A 17667-nucleotide genomic window follows, 5' to 3' on the forward strand; every position below is an offset into this window, starting at 1 on the left:
TGCGGGCTTCTTCGCCTTCACGTACTCACCGCACCACGCCACCCTAGAGGCCACCGGAGGAAGCGTGCTTTTGTTCTCCTCCAGAGAGATCGGCGGATAGCGGTGACAATGACCGAAAGCAATGCCTTCCTCAGTCACGCCAGCCGGCGCGTGCCACTTGCAGTCGACGCAATGACTCATGCGGGGATCCCTTGGGGTTGAGGGGACATCGAGCCGGGCGGCATCGCGCCAGGCGGCATCGGAGCAGGCGGATGAATTTGAGCGGCGCGAGCCTTCAATGCGGCGATCTGCTCTTGAAGCGCGATCTGATCCAGTTGCTTTTGCGTCGGCAGCTTGAGATTGCTCATTGCCAGCAACGTCTCAGGCTGGAACTTTTCCGCGATAATCTCAGCTGTCAGCCGGGCATTGTCGCGGGCGAAGTCAGCAAGGGCGGATTGCCGCTCACGAATGCGGACCGAACCCCAATGCTGCTTGATGCCCTGGGCCGTCGCCGTCTCTTCCTTGTCGCCCTCGCCCCGCATAATGTCGGAGATGCCGGTAAGCTGATAGACATCGTCAATCAGCGCCTTGCGGGCCTTGAAACAGCCTTCCAGAACCTTAATCACCTGGTCGACCGGCCACCACTCCACCATGCCGCCGATGCCGCCGCCTTCCTTGAACTGATTCCAGTTAGGGACGGGGATCATCTTGTTTTCGACGCCGGCCAGCGCGATTTCCTGAATTGCCTCGCTGCCATCCGTCGCCGTCGCCGCATAAAGGCCGACAATCTTAAGCTGGTCGGTCAGCGCTCCAATGCGCGCCGTCAAGTCGTCGATTTCCTCGACCTGGTCCTGATAGAACACATAATCCGGGACCGGGATCAGGCTCGAGGTTTGCAGCGTGCCATAGACCGGTTTAGGACACGGGAAGAAGTCACGGAAATTCAAATACGGGTCGTTTTCCTCCAGGAGCTCCCTGGAGCCCCGCGCCAGAAAAATGACCTTTTTGGACGGCTTGTCCCAAATTTCGTAAACCGTCGCCTTTGCCTCTTCGCCGGTCTCCGTTCCCTTGCCCTCACTGTCGTCGCTGGCCTTGTGGTCGAGGCTGACCGTCTTGAACTTCTCACCGAAACGCTTGATACCGCTTTCACGGTCCATATAGACCTTGCGCCAGACGGTCGGGACTTCCCGCCACGTCCGCGCGATAGCGTGCCCGAAGTCGCGCCAATTCACATAGTCGCGTTCGACACACTCGCTGTCGATTTCCTCGCCGGCCTCGTCCTCCACCTCCTCGTCGAGCGGCTGGCCCTGCTTGTTCAGAGGCTTCCCCTCGCCGTCGACAAGCGGCTTCAGATAGCTCTCATAACGAACCCAGGACGTGCCGCGGCCGACCAGCAGGTAATCATCGCGGACCGCTTTCATCACCGCGTCAAAATCGTTTGTGTCAAACGAGTTTCGAACGCAGCGCTCCATAATTTCGCTGGCAACCCGCGCAATCGGGTCATCGTCCTTGAAGCGGCGCGCAACGTTCGGCTCAGGCAAGCGCGCATAGACCGCGGGCTGAAGCACCGAGATATTCGACCACAGCATGGAGAAGCGGCGAACCTCGGAGCCCTCAACCTTCCGCTTTTCCGTGTAAATCTTGATGATCTTTTCGCAGCGCTTATGCCACGGTTGAAATTCCTTGTCGTAGGCGTCAATCACCTTCAACCACTTGCGGACCTTGTCGTCCGGCTTTCGGTCGCCGTCGTCCTTGTCGTCGCTCATCAGCGGGAGGCTTTCAAACGAGCGAGCCGACGACGGGCCCGCGCGAACTCACGTTCCCAGATCGTCCGGCCAAGGGACTGACGGAACAGATCGTAAAACGCGCTATCGCAAAAAATGTAATCGTTCATACCCGCTCCCGCCGTGGCTTGGTCTGCTTCCACAGCTCGTCGATGGTGTAATTGCCGATCGCTTTGACCGACTGTTTCGCGGCTTCAATCTCTGCCTGGGTCTTCTCAGCCGGCGGAACGATCTCGCCCCTCCAGGCCATGGATAGAATGCGGAACGAGTCGGCGTCGTGAGATGCCCAATTGTGCAAAGGCGTGGTTTTGAAAACCCGCTTTTTCTCGTCGTATTCTTTCCGATATTCACGCAGCGACAGCAGGCCCTTTGCCGTCTTTTCCTTGTCAAACCGGCATTTCGGCAGCGTCACCCGGACAGCGTTGATGCCGTCATGGACGCGGTGCATCGGGACAAGCTTTGGCTTAAGCCCCAGGTCGATCATGACCGTCAGGCGCTGGCGAGCCAGCTTGCGCTCGTCGCCCAGGTCCGAGAGATCCCGCACCTTAGCGTCATGCGGGACCCAATCGTCCCCGTAGGTGTAAGCCTTCTGTTTCTTGATATCGACGTAATGGCCGATCGCGTAACCGTTGGCCGAATAGTGGTCGATTACGTTTATGCCGTCAGGGACGACCTGGAAGAACCAGAGCGACATATTGTCGGAGACACCCAGGTCCCAGCTAACATGAACCGGACGCTCAGGATCATAATCAACCCGGCAGATACGACCGTCCAATTCCGCCTTTGACAGCTCTTTGCCGTAATACGAACCGAGCACCGCAGCATCAAACGAGCAACAATATTCTTGCTCAATGAGGGCGTCGCCGTCCTCCTCGCCATAGATGCCGTGATATTCCTTGCGCTGTTGCTCGACAGCTTCCCGCGAAATTGCCTTTGTGTCGTCGACCGAGAGAACCTGAGAAAACCATGTGTCAGGCTCAGCCCTCGCCATATCCAGCATGGACTTGGCGTGGTTTCGACCGCGAGAGGTCGTAATGAACAGCGCCCACCCGTTGTTCTCGAGCAGGATCGGCGCCAGGTACGCATAGGCCGCCGGGTTAGCCAGCGCCCATTCCGAGAACGTCACACCAGCCGGCGGCGATCCGACCGCGGAGTCATACCGGTCCGAGCCGACAACCTGCCAGGTCGCGCCGTTCTTGAACCGAATGAACATCTCCTGCTCATTCGTGGTCGCCCGCAACTCTTTCGGGAACGCCTCGTCGATCCGGCGCCGCCCGGTGTGCGGATTGACTGCCGCCCAAATCGCCTTCCGGCCTTGCGCATACTCCGGCAACATGTGCCAGTAAGTCGCCGGCCGCTCCATCGCACTGATCGCCGCCCAATGCAGGCAGACGTCATCCTTACCAGCGCGGCGATGCCAAATGCAGATTGCCCGCCTGATACCGGCTTCGAGCGCGTTCCAAACCGGTTGCTGATAGTCACGCGGCTCCCAATTATTCGGGAGGATGATTTCAGCCATCCGAGAATTTGCGCACGATCACCGTAAGCGGACCGTCCTCCTCGCCAACAAGGGCTTGCGCCGGCTTGCCGTCGATCCGATCGCCAATCTGCTGGATTGCCCAGCTCTCACCCTTAAGAGCTTCCGCGACCAGCTTATCCGCGATCTGGCGTAATTTCGTGGTCTTGCCACCGGTCGGTTTGCCGGCCTCGTCGGTCTCGTCGACCTCGCGCATGATCGCGAGCCTCAGAGCTTCCGCGAAACGCTTGTCTTTCGGGCGACCGCCCGGATTGGCATTGTTGCCCGGCTGGAAAGTCATTGTTCTGAAACTATCTGTTTGATTGGACAGTTTTCGCCGGTCAGCCGGCTCTCACTTTTGGGACCTGACAAGTCCCTCGATTCTGGCGACGGATTGCTGGATCCCGTCCACCTTGACCTCAACCCTTGTTAGTCGGTCCGAGTTTGGCGCAATCGCGTCCATCCTCTCCTTGAGGACAGTCACCTTTTCGGCTTGTGTCGCGCCCCACCATGCAAAACCCATCGTTTGCGCGATGATGGCCGCAATCAGAGATATCGGGACCTTTTTGTCCAAATGCCAAGCATCGTCATCACTCGAAGGCATTGCAATTCCTAGTCAGTTGCCGAGGACCATCACCCCTGTTTCACCATCCATGTGCTATGATGGGTAAAGCTGCCGTCGTCGTTGATGCCGTCCGAGGTCGAGCCCACGTATTGCACGTCAGCGCCCGCCTGTTTCTTTGCCTTCAGGTATTCGTTGTTCAACGGGCACGCATAGAAAACGTCACCAGGGCTATAAGTTTCCGTGATCGTAAACTGGTCCATCAACTCGCCCTTTGATTGCTCGAGCAGCCCGATCGCCTGCGGATCTTGTTGCTCTGTTTCGGCTTCCTGGACTTCTCCCGGCGCTTTCTTGCCGCGTCAGCGTCGAGTTGCGCCGCCAGCTCCTCCGGAATGTCCGTCGTCTCCGGCCAACAGCTCCGAGTTGCCGCCGCCAGGTTGAGCGGGCTCAACCCACTCAGGAAAAAGTCGCGGGAATGAATGACGCCGCGCGCGTCGAACCACACGCAGAAAGCCTCATCGCCCGTTATCTCCCCGATCTTCATCAGGGGCCCGTCCGCATAGCGGCGGACTATGTCGCCCGTCCTAAGCATTCATCCCTCAATAGTGAGAGGCCGTATCTATCGACAGGCGATCGATAAGCGCGCCGCTGCCGTCCTCAAAGAATGGTTCGTCAAGCGAACCAATCTTTCCCGACGTGAAAATGCCGTTGCGGGAATGCTCGGATATGAACCACCCGGCGTTCTCCCCGATTTCATCAACCGAAAACTCACCAGAAAGCACAGCCGCAACAATATCCGACTTGATGTCGTCACGGTCCGCCCGATCGAAGTGGCGAGGGACAAACCCGTCCGCGACCCGATAGGCGTCATGCTGGAGCAGCAGAAACCCTAGCTGACCGTCCGGACGCTCGACTGGATCAGCCTTCCCACGAGCTCGGGTTAGCGCCCGCAGCTCCCGCTTCAACCGGAAGCGGTCCCGCGTCTTGCCGCGCAGCCGCGCCTTGAACTCCGGCTGCTTGCGAGCTCGCTTGTAGATCGCGTTAAGGCTCGGAGACTTGCCGGGCTCGCACTGCTCGACATAAGCGTCCCATCCGGATTCGCCTATCTTGGCGATTGCCGCCTCGTAAGCCTCCTCACTGTAGCGATAGGTTGGCCTCTCGACCTTTGGCCGGGAAGCGTAGAGCTTGGTTGCAAATGCGGCGTCCCGTTCAGCTCGCTTGTGGATCGCTTGCTGGCTCGGAAGATCCTCGCACTCCCGAACCTTCGCATATTGCGCAAAGCTCATCTTCGAGATCAGATCAACCGCCCGAGCATACGTCTCGTCCGTGTAGACCCGCCGGCTAAGCCTCACGCCGCCAGTAATCCCGCGCTCTTTGAGAGCAGCCCGCAGATCCTCGCCGCGGCGCCTCAGCACCGAATGAAAGCTGGGCAGGCCAGGCCAACAAAGCTTTTCAGCTTCCGCCAGACTCTTGGCCGTGTCGTCAGCCCGAACCTTCGCGATGTAGTCCGAATAAGCCGCATCGCTATACGCAATGCCACGCCCGAACTTGCGGACGGCCGGCGCCGGCTTCGCTGTCGATTGGGGCTTGCGGCTCGCATACCCCATCCTCGGATCAGGATAGAGCATGGCTGCCGCTCCGATTTTGGGGCCGGAAACGAAAAACGCCTCAGGCGGAAGGCCCAAGGCGCAATTCGTCATTCAACATGGATTGACCCTCAATAGCGGCAACGCGGCTGCATGTCAACTACCCCCCAGGGGTATATTGTGGATAGATTGTCGCACCCTGATTTGCCGGCTTGGTCAGGCCGCCGCCGTCGTGGCTCGCGGCCATCGATGCCGGCAAGCGCACACCAGCCCACGATGAGCGCGACCAATTCGAGCCGCCCGGACCTCGTCGACCGAATGTGCCGGGCCACACTCGGTCGACGGCAGCGCCAAGCATACCGCCTCGTTCGCGGATTCCAGAAGTCGGGAAATGCTTTTGGCGCGCTGCAACGGCACGACGGCCGGCAAATCAGCTAACGCCTTGTTCAATGCCTCGATCGAGGAAACGGGCATCGCAATCAACGGGGAGGCAACGTGTTTCATTCCCAGTCTGCTCCTTGGTGAAGTCCCAAGGCAGCTCTAGCGACTGCTCTTAAGACGCAATGCGCCCTTCAAATTGTCCGCGCCTCCCCTTGCTGTTTCGCAAGCCGCGGACGTTGGGCACCGTTAAGCCGAGACGACTCTGATTTGATTTCATCAAAGCCGCCAAGGTCGCGCAAGGTGGCGCGGAAGGGCCCCGGATTCAAGGGATCGAGGGACACCCCCGAAGTTATGAGACCAAGACACAGGCGCCGAACCAAGCGACAAATCAGACAATACCACCGGGTGCCGAATCTACGTAAGGCCTTCCCCAATTTCCCCGGACGTATCCTCCAAAAAAGATTATCCGGGGAACCACGGCAGTTTGGCCTTGCGTCGCGGCAAATCACCCATCGACAGCGTCTGGATTTGGCACCAGCAAACCGTTTCTTTCGACGTATGCCGGCGGACGCGCAGGCTTGGCTAAACAATCCGGGCAAACGTGCATCAGGATATAGCCGCCACCGATATCGAACGGCCGCCCGCAGTCTTGGCAGTCGACAAAATGGGCCTGTGCCATCTTCAACTCAGCTCCTGGACCACTTCGCGATTAGCTGATTATGCGGCAACGTCGACGCATTCGGGTAAAGCCGGAACGTCGTCAGGTGGACTTCCCCCGCGACTTTATCGGCCGGCAGATCGACCCAGCCTCCAGTTGTCTTGTGCGGATACACGGCCGCAGCGACCGCCTGGGCAATCATGGTCGCAATGCCGCGATCCGGCACCCACATCACATCCTCGACACTGAGCGCCACAGGCGACGTCCGCCGCAGCCGCTGCACAGCACCGCCGAGGTCGGTAGCGTATCCAACCCGGCAGGGCTGGCCGCCGTCGACGGAGGCAATGAACACACACGCATAACCGCCCTTCTTCAGGGCCGCCTTCATCTTCGGAGTGTATGCATCGAGATCAATTGCCATGCAAAAATCTATCCTGTCCGTTGTTCAGCCGCTTGCCGGCTTTCATGTAGCCCTTGCCGTGCAACCACACCTTGGCGTGTTGCTCGATCGGTCGCCCTTCATCCAACTGCGGCGCGATCGGCGGACAAAAGCTTGAGGGATGTGCCGGCACTTTGCTTTCATCCGTCGACGGCAGATCGACCGCCAGGCCGCCAAACTGCTCCAGGATCAGCGCGATAGACCGGTCAATCCGATTGTGGATAGTCCGCTCCGAGCAGCGCTCCCGTTCTGCAATCCGCCAGATAGGATCGTCATGCGCCCACGACGTTAGACGCTTGACGTGGTCGCGCCCGTGATTGGCGCCGAGCCACGCCAGCCATTCCGCCACCTGGTCAGCCTGGGCAATCTCCCGCGCTGTCGGGACGAACCGGACGCGCGTATCCGACCAGCCATAGGCCAGCGCCGCGTCGTCGACGGCACGATTCCAGACTTGGCTCACGTTCTGAAACCGCATTTCGCCATCGCCCATCGCATCCATGACGATAATCGAGCGCTTCACCGCCGCCTTAAGCAAGGCGTGCATTAGCTTCGCTTGAGGGTCGCTCATTCGCCACCACCCGCAACCATTGCCGCCTTGTCCGCTGCCTTGATCAGGATCCGATCAGGCACGAATGCCGGTTCAGCAGCAGGCACGGCCGAGGCCGGGTGTTCTTCCGCTTCGGAAGGTTTCCTTTGAGCGTCGACGGTCTGCACGGCCTCGAGCTTGCGCACCTTGCGCCGGTTCTGAAACCAGGTGATGCCGAGCGCCTTCCACAGCGGAACGGTCGGATGAGCAGCGCGGAAAATCGCCGCCTCCGCTTGTCCCTTCGGCCCCATGGCACGGATCACGTTCAACAGCGTCTCATTGGTCATCTGGCCTGCATATTCGGGATCGTTCAGCAGCAAGTCCGCCGCCTTCATCTGCACCGACGTAATCGGCGCCAAGCCGGAGCAGGCCAGGACGTGCAGCACCTTGGCCGCGCCCTCTTCGCCGCGCTGCTTCACCATCCAGTCAACCGCGCCGATAGCCATAGTCTGACCGGGCTTGTAATGCCCCGCCGCCGCCTGATGGCGCAGCAGCGTCACGCCGGCAGCCCTCGCCACTCGATCGACCGCCTTTGCTTCCTCAATGCCCGCAGTCACGGCCGCAACGTGAAGCTGGGCAGGCGTCACCGCGATCCGGTCCCGGTTGTGGCCGATGAATGCAGCCGCGCGCTCCTGCTTCTCCGCGGCCTCGACCATCATCACGGGTATCTCGACAATGTCGGGATGGGTCGCCGCCGCAATTGCCGTGCATTGCCCGTCAATCACCTCAAAGCCGACATCGGTCCAGACCGCAACGGGAGGCTTGAACCGCTTCCAATCCCAATTGGACACGATGCGCCGGATCAGCTTTAGGCTGCGCTCGCTCAGGTCCCGCTGATAGTCACTGTCCACCAGGAGGTCAGCCGGATTCATCCACTCGAATATCGGCTTGCCGTCCGCCGCTCCACCCGGCTCAAAGCCGTTAATGGGGATGGCCTCGATCTGGCGATGGGTCATGGCGTCACCTCGCCGTCAGCAGGCTGCAACGGCGGCGCCACCACCCACACGGCCGCAGCCATGCCCGAGGCGTTCTTTACCCGCTCCTCGCTTCTACGGATCTCGCCGGCCCGATGCAGCTCCGACACCCGCGGCCGAACGCTCAGGATGGACGCCTTTAGCCGGCCGGCCACCTCGTCAGCAGACAAGCCAGCAGGCGTCGACGCGATCTCACCGAGGACACGAGCTCGTAGTTTCTTGGCATGGCCGGCAATCGCCTGGGCAGCCTCCTGGGACGTGCCTGACGCCTTGAAGCCGGGATTGTCCGGATAGTCGCCGCCCTCCATTAGCGCAGCCCTCCTGTTGCCTCGCCAGGTTCAGGCTCCTCCCGGTTCAACGGCGCCGCGGCGATTTCTTGCAGGCGCTGGATCACCACCGGCAAGTGGGCATGGTCAATCGTCATGAACGGATCGGACTCCTCGTCCCAGCCCCGCTCCTGCCGGATCACCGCCTGTCCCCACCGGTTCAGGTAAATTGCCGTCGTTCGCTGCTCAGGCAAAAGCACGTCCTCGTTGTTGACTGTCCATTGGAAATTATCGTCGGAATGCCCTTGGGCAGGGTTGACCAGCACAGGGAAGCCGCCGCGCTTTTCAGGCGACTGTTTCTGCGCTGCTTCCGGCTTGATTTCGTTGCTGTTTTCCGTCGTCGGATTCGTGGTCATGCGGTCCCTTGATGTTGCGATATTTGCCGTGCCGTTTCGTCATCAACTGGATAAGCAACTCACGCAGTTCCCAGGGCAAACCCTCCTCGTCGATCTGGAGCACGGCCATTCCGTAGCCGCGCCAGTAGAATCCTTTTTTGCTTTCGGCTGGGGTCGGGCGGGCCTGTCTCATTGGCTGGCCCCCGTGAGGCGCCATGACAAGCATGACGAGCATGACGCACTTTCACCCATAGGCGTCTCATGTGCGCGCGCGATACACCCTTTTATAGAAAACCCCGTCATGGTCGTCATGCCTGTCATAGTCTCAATCTCGCCCCTGGAATCCCATGGGTGCAGGTTTCAAACGAACGCCGAAAAACTCCCGAGCTTTCATGCTTCGATAAAATCTGAAGCCGTGCCGAACCATCTGATCCTTGAAGGATTGTTGAGTGCCGGGCGTGTTGCCGGCGCTGACCGCGAAGTCCTTCCACGATTTGAACAGGCTGCTGCTAGTGTCCGACAGATCGTTATTGCCCGGATCGCACTCGCAATCTTCCTGGAGCCAATGGGCGAACAGGTCTTGGTCACTGAAATACTCTTGCGTTGCCGCAAGGACGCTCGCCGGCTTAACCAAGCCGTGCTCTTGCCAATCGAGACAGCCACGCACCATCCATTGCAGGATGGCCGAAGCCTCACACATCAGCTTTTGCTCTAGCTGACGATCGGGCTTGGTCGGCTTCTTCTCGAAAGGGACAATCAGAAACCGGCGCCGAGCCGCCTCGTCGATGTTGCGCAGGATCGGCTTATGATTGCCGACAATCGTCAGTTTGAATTGCGGGACGTAGGTGAAGAAGTCTTGCCGCATGAACCGGGCCGATACGGGATCGCCGCCCGTCATCTGCTTGATGCGGCTTTCCGCCCACGAGCGCCCCTCCTCAGTTTCCGACGCCGTGACAAGACGAGCGCCGCGCAACATCGCCATATCCGTAGGATGCTTGTCGCCCTTCGAGGCCGTGAACGTATCCATGGGCGCGACCGCGGCGTAATGCTTCAGGATCGCCATAACGGTATTGATAAATACGGACTTGCCGTTGCCGCCTGGGCCATAGACGAACACAAGGGCATGTTCGCGCGTCAGCCCGGTCAGGCCGTAGCCACACCACTGCTGAAGAAACCGGATCAGCTCCTGGTCGCCGCCCGTGGCGTCGTCGAGGAATTGCAGCCACTGAGGACAATCCCGATCGCTAGGCGTTACCGCCGTCGACCTCGTAATTCCGTCCTTACGGTTGCTCGCACGCAAAACCCCCGTCTTGAGATCGACAGTCCCGCCCGGAGTCCCGAGGAGCATGGGGTCATGGTCCCAACAGTCGATATTGACCGCGACGGCAGGATCCACCTTGGCGAACCGCTCGACACCGTTGGCAAAGGTCGTCTTGGCGATCTTGTATTTTTCAGTAAGCGCCATGTCCTCAGAGAGTTGGCGCGCGAGCTCCCTAGCCCACTGATATACAAGTCCGGTCCGGTCCCGCTCCCAGGTGTTGCCGCCCCAGATGAACCACGCGCCGCTATCGTGGCAATAGCGGACGTTCTCGCCGTGAAGCGAGACAAATTCGACGGCGGCGGAATCTTCCGTCACCCCCTCATTGCGCAGCCCGGTCCCCTCTGGAGGGACGAACTGCTTAAACTCGAAATGCTGATTGACCTTGCTCACCGCTGGGCCTCCAGCCAAACGTCGTTGAAGTCATTCAGGCCGCGATGCGGCGTGACGACGTTGACCGGCTTCCGCCCGCCCAAATATCGCTTGGTGCAATGCCGGACCGCGCGCCGGCTGGTCGGGTCGCGCTCCTGGAGCAACGTCAATTCGGTCACGCGTTCAATCAGCGGGAAAGCCTGCATCGCGCCGGCCGATCCCAGGGCCCAAACCGGGCCCATGCCCGCGTGACGCGCCGCCAGCACAGTCTCGAAGCCTTCACCGATCGTCAGCGGGCCCGTGACAGCGTCGTTGCCGTCGACCTTGATTGCGGCGCCCTTGGCGATGCCGAGCATTCTCCTGTCAACCTTCTTCCCCTCGCCGTCGAGGAAGGTACGATGAATGCCGACCGGCTCGTCCGTGATGATGTTGCGCATCAGGCAGACCATGCCGTTAAGCGATTGGTCGCCGTATCGCAGCCGCCCATGAAAACGAACAACGCTGCCGGCAATCTCGATCGGCAGGCTAAGGCCCCGCTCATCTCTCAGGTATCGTTCAACGATCGTCCCGATGGGATTGACGGACTGGCTCCAGATCTTCAGGGCAAACGCCTTGCGCCGCTCCTGGTCGTCGTCGCTGCCGCCGACAGCCACCACAAAAGGCGCAGTATACTTGCCTTCCTGCTTCCACGATCCGAGCCCGAGCGCGTGCCGGACGTAGTCGCGGCATTCCATCGGGTCGTCGCTGGCGTGACTGTAAACGACGAAGCCGCCAGGTGCCCGCGGGCTGATCGTGATTGTCAAAGAACGATCAGTCTTGCTATGGCCGGGACCGGGAACGTTGACGCTGTTGCGGCCGATCACGTCGCCGCCCATCATCTTGGCAATAGCCCTTGGATTGAGTGCAGTCACTTGCCCGCCCCCTTGGTGTTCTGCTGCTGCATCATTTCCCGGAAGCCGGCATCGATCTTTGCCAGCTTGGGGTTTTCCTCAAGAAGCCGCTGGAAGATCGATCGCGCCGTTACTTCATCGGCGTCTGTATCGATTCCGAGAGGGCCGAGCGTCGACGCGCGCAAGCGAATATCGGGCGCGAAAGACTTCACGACTACGTAATGACAAAACCCTTGCGGAATTTGTTGTCGTTCGGCAGAGTAGGCTATCCTTCCCGCCTCGACTTCTGCGGGATGTCCGATGCGGATACGGTGCCGCCGATGCGGAAAACGCTCGAAGAACCGCCTGTCAATTTGAGACATACGATCATTCGTCCCCGCCAGCTCTGCTAGACGGGGATCATTTTCCATTTTTCGTTTCCGAGGACGGCGCCAGGGTCGGATCGATCCAGAGCGCCAGAGCTTCAGCCCATTTCGCGCCCGAGATCCCGATACGCAGCAATCGTTTCGCGATGAAACGCCGGGTCCGTTGTCTCCAGGATGCGCTCGAGTCTGGCAATTCGGTTTCGGAGTTCGTCCAGATCATTGTCCCTCACGGTTTCGACGACAGGCCGTGCAAGGGCCCGCAACTGCTGCAACTCCACCCCCCGAATACAAACCCGATTGTCGGCGTACCAAACGTCCTTGATCCTTGACGGATTCCAACCGCTCAGCTTCCGGCTGAGACGGTGCAGAACAGTTTTGACGCTTTCGCCCGGCTGACCTTTCCCGGCCAGCTCCCGCAACAGGTTAGACGCTTCTCGCAACGCTACTTCACTGGTCATGACTTCCGACTGCTTTTCGAATTTTTCCGACATCGCTTGTGCTCCTCTGTGCTGGAGCAAGAGGCGTCACTGATGACGCGTCGAGGCAGCCTCCCCGCAATGTTTGGCGACGGAGCGGGAAGCTGCGGCAGATATTCGATGAACAGGAATGCGGCCGGCGCCACCCCAGCGCGGCGGCAGGCAGGCCGGCCAGCGGAGTCCCCGTTCCGTTGGCCGGCCTTGCGATAAGAAAAGAGAGACCGGTGATGCAGGCCCCGAAACTCACTATCCGCGCCCTCCGACCGAATGAGCAACGCACGCGCGCGATTCAACTTTTTCGGGAGTGGGACGCAGTGATGACGAAGCATCATGGTCCGCTCTACTACCGGGTGAAGGGATATTCGGTTCACTAGACTGCCGACGCAGGTAGGCCGACCGAACGGCCTGCCATGACGCGAGCGACACAGCCCCCTTGCTCTCCCGTTCGATCGCAGTCATTGCTTGAACGGGAGGCTCGAGCTCGCCGGTCTCCCACCGCTGCCATGTGCGAGCAGGGTTCTTGCCTCCGACGCCGGCCAGCCCCGCGGCTGCCGCCAGAGTAAGCTTTCCCTCAAGTCGCCAATTGCGCGGAGTGGTCCGGAGTTTCATAGCCTTGAACTTAGCGACCACGCTAAGAAAATTCAAGGGGCGGTCGCCCAGTTCGCTGTTCCAAACAGCAGAAAATTTAGTAAGCTCACTAAAATGTCATTCCCCAGCAACCGCATCGCTCAGGTTCGCAAGAGCCGGAACTTGTCGCAGCAGGAGCTTGCCGACCTCATCGGCGCCCATAGCGTGACAATTTCCAACCTTGAGCGAGGCAAGGCCCACCTCACCCACGAATGGCTCGACCGGATCGCGACCGCGCTTAAGGTCGATTCCCACTCGCTCGTCGTCGTCGAGCCGGCTACGCCGGTATTCGTCGAGGGTTGGCTGGAAAATCACGGACTTGTGAAGTTTGCGGAATCCGCCGTCTCTGTCGACGCCAAGCTTGGCTTTGCCAACGTCGTAACCGCGTCTTGGCTGCTCATCCGGGATGACACCCTTTATCCGGCCTTCTCGCCGGGCGACCTGGTCCGCATGGTGACGATCGACGACGAGGACGAGAACGAGCTGGACCACTGCTATGGCCGCCTATGTCTCCTGCAATCCCAGGAGGATCCCGAGCACAACTTTATCGGCTATCTGAGCCGAGGTTCCGGGCCCCGAAAGGTCTCGTTGAACCGCCTTGGCCGCCCGCCCATCACGGACGCGACCTTGAAGTCCCTCCACGTCATCGATAGGGCTCTGTATCGGCCGCAACTACCCGAGGCGCTGCTAAAAACGATCGAGAAGACTTAGCGGCTTCGCTAAATTCTTATTGCAGTCACTTAGCGAATGCGCTAAGTTGCTCCCTGTCACCAACGGGGAGACCTTTCCATGCGAGCCTCTGCCAGCATTTCGCCTCCGACAAATTTTGCCGTCCTGACGACGGCGCCCGCCGCCAAGCGCAAGCGCGCCCGCCCGAGCAAGCGCACGCGCAACGCAAAGAAACCAGTTTCCGAAGCCGTCCAGATCAGGGACGCGCTCCCGTTCTTCGCCAAGAGAACCCGGAGCTCGCCACAGACTTACTGGAACGTGCAGCCGACCGGCCATTACTCAGCCGACCTCAAGACCGGCGCAGAGTATGCGCGAGCCTTCCTGCCGCTCCTGATGTTCAACGCCGGAGCTTCCGACCTGGGAATGATCGTTTCCCATATGGCGCTGGCTGGCCGTCGAGCGGAGAGCAAGACCCCCGACTGGCGAGGAGTTGATGACATCGCGCTCGGCTTCCTTATGGAGATCGGCGGCATACTCCAGGGCCTGCTCGGCGGCGTTGCTGTCGCTGCCAGCGCGATCAAGCACGACAACAAGAAGACCGCCGCCGATTTCGTTTCCGTGGTTGAGAGCGGCGAAATTTACAAGGGCCTCTCGCGGTCGACAATATTCCACGATCCGCACGCGACCATTTTCGACAAGACGGGAGCGCCCGCGCGATGATGAACGCCAGCGCCCACGCGGCCCCTGACGATCGCCTGCCGACGTTCCAGGAGGTCAAGTCCTTCAACCCGGTCGAGGCTTGGGATCGCCTCACCCCCGCGCAACAGCGGCAGATTGGCATTCTTGCCGTCGAGCTCGGCGTCGTCGGCGGCGTGCTCAGCTACGACCATTCCCACCTGACGAAGGCCGAGGCAGGCGAGATCGGCAACATGGAGTCAGATCTTCTGACGCGGTTCACCGAGACGGTCGAACCCCTTTGGGGGACGCTCTACGGCTGGACGCTGGACTGGCTGAGGGTCGCAGCATGAGCAACCCTCCCGTTATTCAACTTGCCGCGCGCCGCATGAACCCGCCGCCGGCAATGCCGAAGCCGGTCCCAAACGATCGGGAAGCAAAGACGATCGCCTTGTGCGTCAAGTATTGCCAGCTACTTGCTGCAATGGACGTGGGCTTCGAGGTCGACCCGACCGACGAGCAAATCCACGCCAATCGGGGCAATCATCTTCCGAGAGCAACCCGCATCCTACCGAAGCTTGTCGGCCTGAGCCCCCACATGGTCACGGGCGCGGCGCCGCTGAGTGCGGGCGAGCTCGCGGCCAAGGCCGCCGTCGCGCAAGCGCTCTACGGTTTCCGCAGCGGCGAAGAACTCGAGCCGGCCGAGGCTCTATTCATGAGGATCTTTGCTGGCGAGGTCGCGGGCTATCTCGCTGCACAGGCCGAACAGGCCGCGGAGGCCCGCCGTGTTGCGCGCTCTGTTTGAGGAGCTGGCGGCGTTCGCCGCCCTCTCCTGCTTTCTGTTCACCATCTTTGTTTGGTCGGCCATCGCCTGCGGGGCGTGAGAGGATCTGAAATGCTTCAACTGCCGAACACCGAGACCGGCGCCGCAATAGTGCGCTCGCACACCCAAGCCTTTGCCTCGGCATTCCAAGCGATCGAGGACAAGGTTTGCGACTGCGCCAATATGGCGAAGATCGCCGCGACGATGATGTCCGAGTCCGACAACGGACAATATCCGGACGAACTGGTCTTCGCGGTCTTCCACGCGTGCAACATGATCGAAGATCTGAAAAAGGCATATTACGCGCACTACAGGGGCGAGCAATGAAGGAAAACATTTCCGTCGAGGTCGGCAAGTTGGAACAGCTCGTCGCGCTTGCGAACGCCAACAGAGCCCTGATGGACGGCAGTTTGGCGCCGGTTCTGCAACTGATGCGGAGCCATGATGTTGCAGTCTGCATCTGGCAGGACCGCAGGAGCCAGAACGGAGTCGGTCTCCGGATCGTCAAGGGGACCGATCTTGTGCGGCGATCCTTCACCGGGGATCCGACCCCTTACAAGGTAACGGCGATACCCTGCGAGAATCTTGAACAGGCCATGGCGTTGTCGGCGCTGCACGGCGACGGCGCCGCCCCGTCAACCGCGCAATAGGGCGCCGGCATGAGCAAGCCGTCAGCAATCCCGGCGGGGGCTTGGCCGAGGCGAATGGCTGCCGAGCTCGCGGCCGGCTACTGCGGCGAGCGGACCGCGGAGGACTTCCTAAAGCGGGTTGGCAAAGAGTATCCTCAGCCGCGAGTGGCGGAAGGGCGTAGACGGCTATGGTTGAGGGACGATCTGGACAGGGCAATAGCCCCGAGCGTCGCGCAAGGCGATCTCGCAGAGGATCTGTGAACGTGGAGCTGCCGCGGCACGTTATTCCCAAGCGCCTCGCCAGCGGGGCGACTGCGTATTACTACAATGTGCCGACGAAATATCGCGCGCTCAAATGCCCGATATCGAACGAGCCGCTGGGCACCGACTACGCCCTGATGCAGGGCCGCGCCAAGGTGCTCAATGAGCAATTTGACGAATGGGACCAAGCGCGAAAGGGCCTGCCGGTAAGCGGCATATCGGCGCCGAAATATGGAACGGTCGATTGGCTGTTTCGCGAATACAAGATCAGCAAAGCTTACCTGGAGAAGGTCGCGGAGCGGTCGCGCTCAGATTACGAATGGGCGATGGACGAGATTTGCAACGTCGTCACCAAATCGGGCGATCGTGTCGGCGGACGCCTCGTCAAGACGATCAGCCCGCGAGCTGCGGACAAGCTCTATGATAAATTCATCACCGCGAAGGGAAAGAAGCTAGCGGCTGGCAAGCAACGGCTGCGCACGGGCGAAAAGCTGATCGGGCTCTGCCGGAAGGCGTGGCGGGTTGTCCATCGCCTCTATCCCGAGGAGTTTCCGGCCGACGTGCCGAATCCATGGGACGGCGTGACGCTTAAGAAGCGGGCTAAGGATAAGAAAGCCGCCGTTACGCGGGAGGAGGTCTACGCCTTCGCGCAAGGCGCCTTGGAGGCCGGCTATCCCGAGGCCGCTGCTACTGCCGTCATCTGCTTTGAATGGCTACAGCGCCCCGAGAACGTGGTTGCCGGATACATCACATGGGCTGACTACCGCGCGCCGTCGGCGCCGTCGATCATCCGGGTAGCCCACCACAAGACAGGTACCATCGCCCCTCACCCACTGGAGGAGATCGACGGTCAAGGCGTCGCGACGCGCTTTTACGCGGACGCGGAGGAGATCCTTGCGAAGCTCCCGAGGCTCGGGCTGCCCATGATCCTGCACAAGCAGAAGGACGGTACGGCCAAGCCATGGCGTTACAGCTCGCTTAACCATGTCGTGACGCGGCTGCGTAAGAAGATCGGGGGAGTTCCGCCTTACTTCACCCTGGACGCCTGCCGGCACGGCGGATTGACGGAGCTGGAAGAGGCGGAATTGACAGACGGGCAAGGCCGCGCGCTGTCTACGCATCGCACTCAGCAAAGCTACGAGGGATATGCTAAGCGCACCGCAAAGCGGATGCTGTCGGCTACCAGGAAGCGCTATGCGCATCGGCTGGCGAACGAAATAGCGACAAGCGTTCAGAATGACGGGGTGGACCCCGTTCAGAATGAAAATAGCGAGGTCGTAAGAAGTGCTTAAGTTTCAGAATGATGAATGGCGCGCTCGGAGAGATTCGAACTCCCGACCCTCGGAATCGAAATCCGATGCTCTATCCAGCTGAGCTACGAGCGCCCTGGCCCGGAGGTACCGGACCACAAACCGAGACTTGCCGGACCGGCGGGC

The 17667-nt window shown here is 60.4% G+C and carries 24 protein-coding genes and 1 tRNA gene; 7 read left to right on the top strand and 18 right to left on the bottom strand.

Annotation, left to right across the window (positions count from 1 at the left end; genetic code table 11):
• Window positions 1–176: 176 nt before the first annotated feature.
• The 17 genes from IC66_RS0131965 to IC66_RS0132045 all read right to left on the bottom strand — a co-directional run bounded on the left by IC66_RS0131965 (window position 177) and on the right by IC66_RS0132045 (window position 12562).
• The gene (locus IC66_RS0131965; RefSeq protein WP_049806688.1) at window positions 177–1745 is read right to left on the bottom strand and encodes a hypothetical protein; all 1569 of its coding nucleotides are present in this window, start codon (window positions 1743–1745) and stop codon (window positions 177–179) included.
• A 124-nt stretch (window positions 1746–1869) separates the two neighbouring features.
• Entirely contained in the window at window positions 1870–3282 is a 1413-nt protein-coding gene (locus tag IC66_RS0131970) for a hypothetical protein (protein ID WP_038950387.1), read from the bottom strand.
• Window positions 3275–3580 (bottom strand): DUF5681 domain-containing protein, encoded by a 306-nt coding sequence (locus tag IC66_RS0131975; protein ID WP_038950388.1) that lies wholly within the window; start codon window positions 3578–3580, stop codon window positions 3275–3277. The genes IC66_RS0131970 and IC66_RS0131975 overlap by 8 nt, the downstream gene beginning before the upstream one ends.
• Before the next feature lie 332 nt (window positions 3581–3912).
• Window positions 3913–4104, bottom strand: a complete 192-nt coding sequence (locus IC66_RS0131985) for a hypothetical protein (RefSeq protein WP_038950391.1) — start codon at window positions 4102–4104, stop codon at window positions 3913–3915.
• Window positions 4104–4385 carry a hypothetical protein gene (locus tag IC66_RS0131990; RefSeq protein ID WP_157158124.1) on the bottom strand — a complete coding sequence of 94 codons (282 nt, stop codon included), beginning with the start codon at window positions 4383–4385 and terminating at the stop codon, window positions 4104–4106. The genes IC66_RS0131985 and IC66_RS0131990 overlap by 1 nt, the downstream gene beginning before the upstream one ends.
• A gap of 55 nt (window positions 4386–4440) precedes the next feature.
• Window positions 4441–5469 carry a hypothetical protein gene (locus IC66_RS0131995; RefSeq protein ID WP_157158125.1) on the bottom strand — a complete coding sequence of 343 codons (1029 nt, stop codon included), beginning with the start codon at window positions 5467–5469 and terminating at the stop codon, window positions 4441–4443.
• Between the two features lie 174 nt (window positions 5470–5643).
• Complete coding sequence (locus IC66_RS46560) at window positions 5644–5931, bottom strand: hypothetical protein (protein WP_157158126.1); 288 nt, start codon at window positions 5929–5931, stop codon at window positions 5644–5646.
• A gap of 563 nt (window positions 5932–6494) precedes the next feature.
• On the bottom strand, window positions 6495–6887 hold the full coding sequence (locus IC66_RS0132005) for a hypothetical protein (RefSeq protein ID WP_038950394.1): 393 nt from the start codon (window positions 6885–6887) through the stop codon (window positions 6495–6497).
• Window positions 6877–7473 (bottom strand): DUF6362 family protein, encoded by a 597-nt coding sequence (locus IC66_RS42760; RefSeq protein ID WP_157158127.1) that lies wholly within the window; start codon window positions 7471–7473, stop codon window positions 6877–6879. Before IC66_RS42760 ends, IC66_RS0132005 begins: the two co-directional genes overlap by 11 nt.
• Window positions 7470–8447, bottom strand: coding sequence for a DUF6551 family protein (locus tag IC66_RS0132015; RefSeq protein WP_049806690.1), 978 nt, complete (start codon window positions 8445–8447; stop codon window positions 7470–7472). Before IC66_RS0132015 ends, IC66_RS42760 begins: the two co-directional genes overlap by 4 nt.
• Complete coding sequence (locus tag IC66_RS0132020; protein ID WP_049806691.1) at window positions 8444–8773, bottom strand: hypothetical protein; 330 nt, start codon at window positions 8771–8773, stop codon at window positions 8444–8446. The genes IC66_RS0132015 and IC66_RS0132020 overlap by 4 nt, the downstream gene beginning before the upstream one ends.
• On the bottom strand, window positions 8773–9147 hold the full coding sequence (locus tag IC66_RS0132025) for a hypothetical protein (protein ID WP_038950399.1): 375 nt from the start codon (window positions 9145–9147) through the stop codon (window positions 8773–8775). The genes IC66_RS0132020 and IC66_RS0132025 overlap by 1 nt, the downstream gene beginning before the upstream one ends.
• Window positions 9077–9319, bottom strand: coding sequence for a hypothetical protein (locus IC66_RS47240; protein WP_162131349.1), 243 nt, complete (start codon window positions 9317–9319; stop codon window positions 9077–9079). The genes IC66_RS0132025 and IC66_RS47240 overlap by 71 nt, the downstream gene beginning before the upstream one ends.
• A gap of 132 nt (window positions 9320–9451) precedes the next feature.
• Entirely contained in the window at window positions 9452–10837 is a 1386-nt protein-coding gene (locus tag IC66_RS0132030; protein ID WP_038950400.1) for a phage/plasmid primase, P4 family, read from the bottom strand.
• Complete coding sequence (locus IC66_RS0132035) at window positions 10834–11694, bottom strand: DUF7146 domain-containing protein (RefSeq protein ID WP_049806692.1); 861 nt, start codon at window positions 11692–11694, stop codon at window positions 10834–10836. Before IC66_RS0132035 ends, IC66_RS0132030 begins: the two co-directional genes overlap by 4 nt.
• A gap of 29 nt (window positions 11695–11723) precedes the next feature.
• The gene (locus IC66_RS0132040; protein WP_038950402.1) at window positions 11724–12116 is read right to left on the bottom strand and encodes a hypothetical protein; all 393 of its coding nucleotides are present in this window, start codon (window positions 12114–12116) and stop codon (window positions 11724–11726) included.
• Window positions 12117–12169: 53 nt separating this feature from the next.
• Window positions 12170–12562 carry a hypothetical protein gene (locus IC66_RS0132045; RefSeq protein WP_038950403.1) on the bottom strand — a complete coding sequence of 131 codons (393 nt, stop codon included), beginning with the start codon at window positions 12560–12562 and terminating at the stop codon, window positions 12170–12172.
• A 687-nt stretch (window positions 12563–13249) separates the two neighbouring features.
• On the opposite strand from IC66_RS0132045, the gene IC66_RS42765 reads away from it, so the two are divergent.
• The 7 genes from IC66_RS42765 to IC66_RS0132085 all read left to right on the top strand — a co-directional run bounded on the left by IC66_RS42765 (window position 13250) and on the right by IC66_RS0132085 (window position 17523).
• Window positions 13250–13885, top strand: coding sequence for a helix-turn-helix domain-containing protein (locus IC66_RS42765; RefSeq protein WP_193375323.1), 636 nt, complete (start codon window positions 13250–13252; stop codon window positions 13883–13885).
• Window positions 13886–14161: 276 nt separating this feature from the next.
• Window positions 14162–14563 carry a hypothetical protein gene (locus IC66_RS0132055; RefSeq protein WP_157158129.1) on the top strand — a complete coding sequence of 134 codons (402 nt, stop codon included), beginning with the start codon at window positions 14162–14164 and terminating at the stop codon, window positions 14561–14563.
• Window positions 14560–14871, top strand: coding sequence for a hypothetical protein (locus tag IC66_RS0132060; protein ID WP_038950405.1), 312 nt, complete (start codon window positions 14560–14562; stop codon window positions 14869–14871). Before IC66_RS0132055 ends, IC66_RS0132060 begins: the two co-directional genes overlap by 4 nt.
• On the top strand, window positions 14868–15323 hold the full coding sequence (locus tag IC66_RS0132065; protein ID WP_157158130.1) for a hypothetical protein: 456 nt from the start codon (window positions 14868–14870) through the stop codon (window positions 15321–15323). The genes IC66_RS0132060 and IC66_RS0132065 overlap by 4 nt, the downstream gene beginning before the upstream one ends.
• 90 nt (window positions 15324–15413) lie before the next feature.
• Complete coding sequence (locus IC66_RS0132070) at window positions 15414–15668, top strand: hypothetical protein (RefSeq protein WP_038950407.1); 255 nt, start codon at window positions 15414–15416, stop codon at window positions 15666–15668.
• Entirely contained in the window at window positions 15665–15991 is a 327-nt protein-coding gene (locus IC66_RS0132075; protein ID WP_038950408.1) for a hypothetical protein, read from the top strand. The genes IC66_RS0132070 and IC66_RS0132075 overlap by 4 nt, the downstream gene beginning before the upstream one ends.
• A gap of 236 nt (window positions 15992–16227) precedes the next feature.
• The gene (locus IC66_RS0132085; protein WP_038950409.1) at window positions 16228–17523 is read left to right on the top strand and encodes a hypothetical protein; all 1296 of its coding nucleotides are present in this window, start codon (window positions 16228–16230) and stop codon (window positions 17521–17523) included.
• Between the two features lie 16 nt (window positions 17524–17539).
• On the opposite strand, the gene IC66_RS0132090 is transcribed toward IC66_RS0132085, so the two are convergent.
• Window positions 17540–17616 (bottom strand) — tRNA-Arg (locus tag IC66_RS0132090).
• Window positions 17617–17667: the final 51 nt, after the last annotated feature.

This window comes from Bradyrhizobium genomosp. III, from assembly GCF_000261705.1.
Classification (GTDB): Bacteria; Pseudomonadota; Alphaproteobacteria; order Rhizobiales; family Xanthobacteraceae; genus Bradyrhizobium; species Bradyrhizobium ottawaense.

What these genes read in the sequence shown, in the direction of transcription:
- IC66_RS42760 (WP_157158127.1), bottom strand. Translation starts at nt 7,473, where the DNA reads ATGAGCGACCCTCAAGCGAAGCTAATGCACGCCTTGCTTAAGGCGGCG.
- IC66_RS0131995 (WP_157158125.1), bottom strand. Translation starts at nt 5,469, where the DNA reads ATGCTCTATCCTGATCCGAGGATGGGGTATGCGAGCCGCAAGCCCCAA.
- IC66_RS0132060 (WP_038950405.1), top strand. Translation starts at nt 14,560, where the DNA reads ATGATGAACGCCAGCGCCCACGCGGCCCCTGACGATCGCCTGCCGACG.
- IC66_RS0132015 (WP_049806690.1), bottom strand. Translation starts at nt 8,447, where the DNA reads ATGACCCATCGCCAGATCGAGGCCATCCCCATTAACGGCTTTGAGCCG.
- IC66_RS0132045 (WP_038950403.1), bottom strand. Translation starts at nt 12,562, where the DNA reads ATGTCGGAAAAATTCGAAAAGCAGTCGGAAGTCATGACCAGTGAAGTA.
- IC66_RS0132035 (WP_049806692.1), bottom strand. Translation starts at nt 11,694, where the DNA reads ATGATGGGCGGCGACGTGATCGGCCGCAACAGCGTCAACGTTCCCGGT.
- IC66_RS0131975 (WP_038950388.1), bottom strand. Translation starts at nt 3,580, where the DNA reads ATGACTTTCCAGCCGGGCAACAATGCCAATCCGGGCGGTCGCCCGAAA.
- IC66_RS0131985 (WP_038950391.1), bottom strand. Translation starts at nt 4,104, where the DNA reads ATGGACCAGTTTACGATCACGGAAACTTATAGCCCTGGTGACGTTTTC.
- IC66_RS0132005 (WP_038950394.1), bottom strand. Translation starts at nt 6,887, where the DNA reads ATGGCAATTGATCTCGATGCATACACTCCGAAGATGAAGGCGGCCCTG.
- IC66_RS0131970 (WP_038950387.1), bottom strand. Translation starts at nt 3,282, where the DNA reads ATGGCTGAAATCATCCTCCCGAATAATTGGGAGCCGCGTGACTATCAG.
- IC66_RS0132065 (WP_157158130.1), top strand. Translation starts at nt 14,868, where the DNA reads ATGAGCAACCCTCCCGTTATTCAACTTGCCGCGCGCCGCATGAACCCG.
- IC66_RS0132025 (WP_038950399.1), bottom strand. Translation starts at nt 9,147, where the DNA reads ATGACCACGAATCCGACGACGGAAAACAGCAACGAAATCAAGCCGGAA.
- IC66_RS0131965 (WP_049806688.1), bottom strand. Translation starts at nt 1,745, where the DNA reads ATGAGCGACGACAAGGACGACGGCGACCGAAAGCCGGACGACAAGGTC.
- IC66_RS46560 (WP_157158126.1), bottom strand. Translation starts at nt 5,931, where the DNA reads ATGAAACACGTTGCCTCCCCGTTGATTGCGATGCCCGTTTCCTCGATC.
- IC66_RS0132070 (WP_038950407.1), top strand. Translation starts at nt 15,414, where the DNA reads ATGCTTCAACTGCCGAACACCGAGACCGGCGCCGCAATAGTGCGCTCG.
- IC66_RS0132075 (WP_038950408.1), top strand. Translation starts at nt 15,665, where the DNA reads ATGAAGGAAAACATTTCCGTCGAGGTCGGCAAGTTGGAACAGCTCGTC.
- IC66_RS42765 (WP_193375323.1), top strand. Translation starts at nt 13,250, where the DNA reads ATGTCATTCCCCAGCAACCGCATCGCTCAGGTTCGCAAGAGCCGGAAC.
- IC66_RS0132020 (WP_049806691.1), bottom strand. Translation starts at nt 8,773, where the DNA reads ATGGAGGGCGGCGACTATCCGGACAATCCCGGCTTCAAGGCGTCAGGC.
- IC66_RS47240 (WP_162131349.1), bottom strand. Translation starts at nt 9,319, where the DNA reads ATGAGACAGGCCCGCCCGACCCCAGCCGAAAGCAAAAAAGGATTCTAC.
- IC66_RS0132040 (WP_038950402.1), bottom strand. Translation starts at nt 12,116, where the DNA reads ATGGAAAATGATCCCCGTCTAGCAGAGCTGGCGGGGACGAATGATCGT.
- IC66_RS0131990 (WP_157158124.1), bottom strand. Translation starts at nt 4,385, where the DNA reads ATGAAGATCGGGGAGATAACGGGCGATGAGGCTTTCTGCGTGTGGTTC.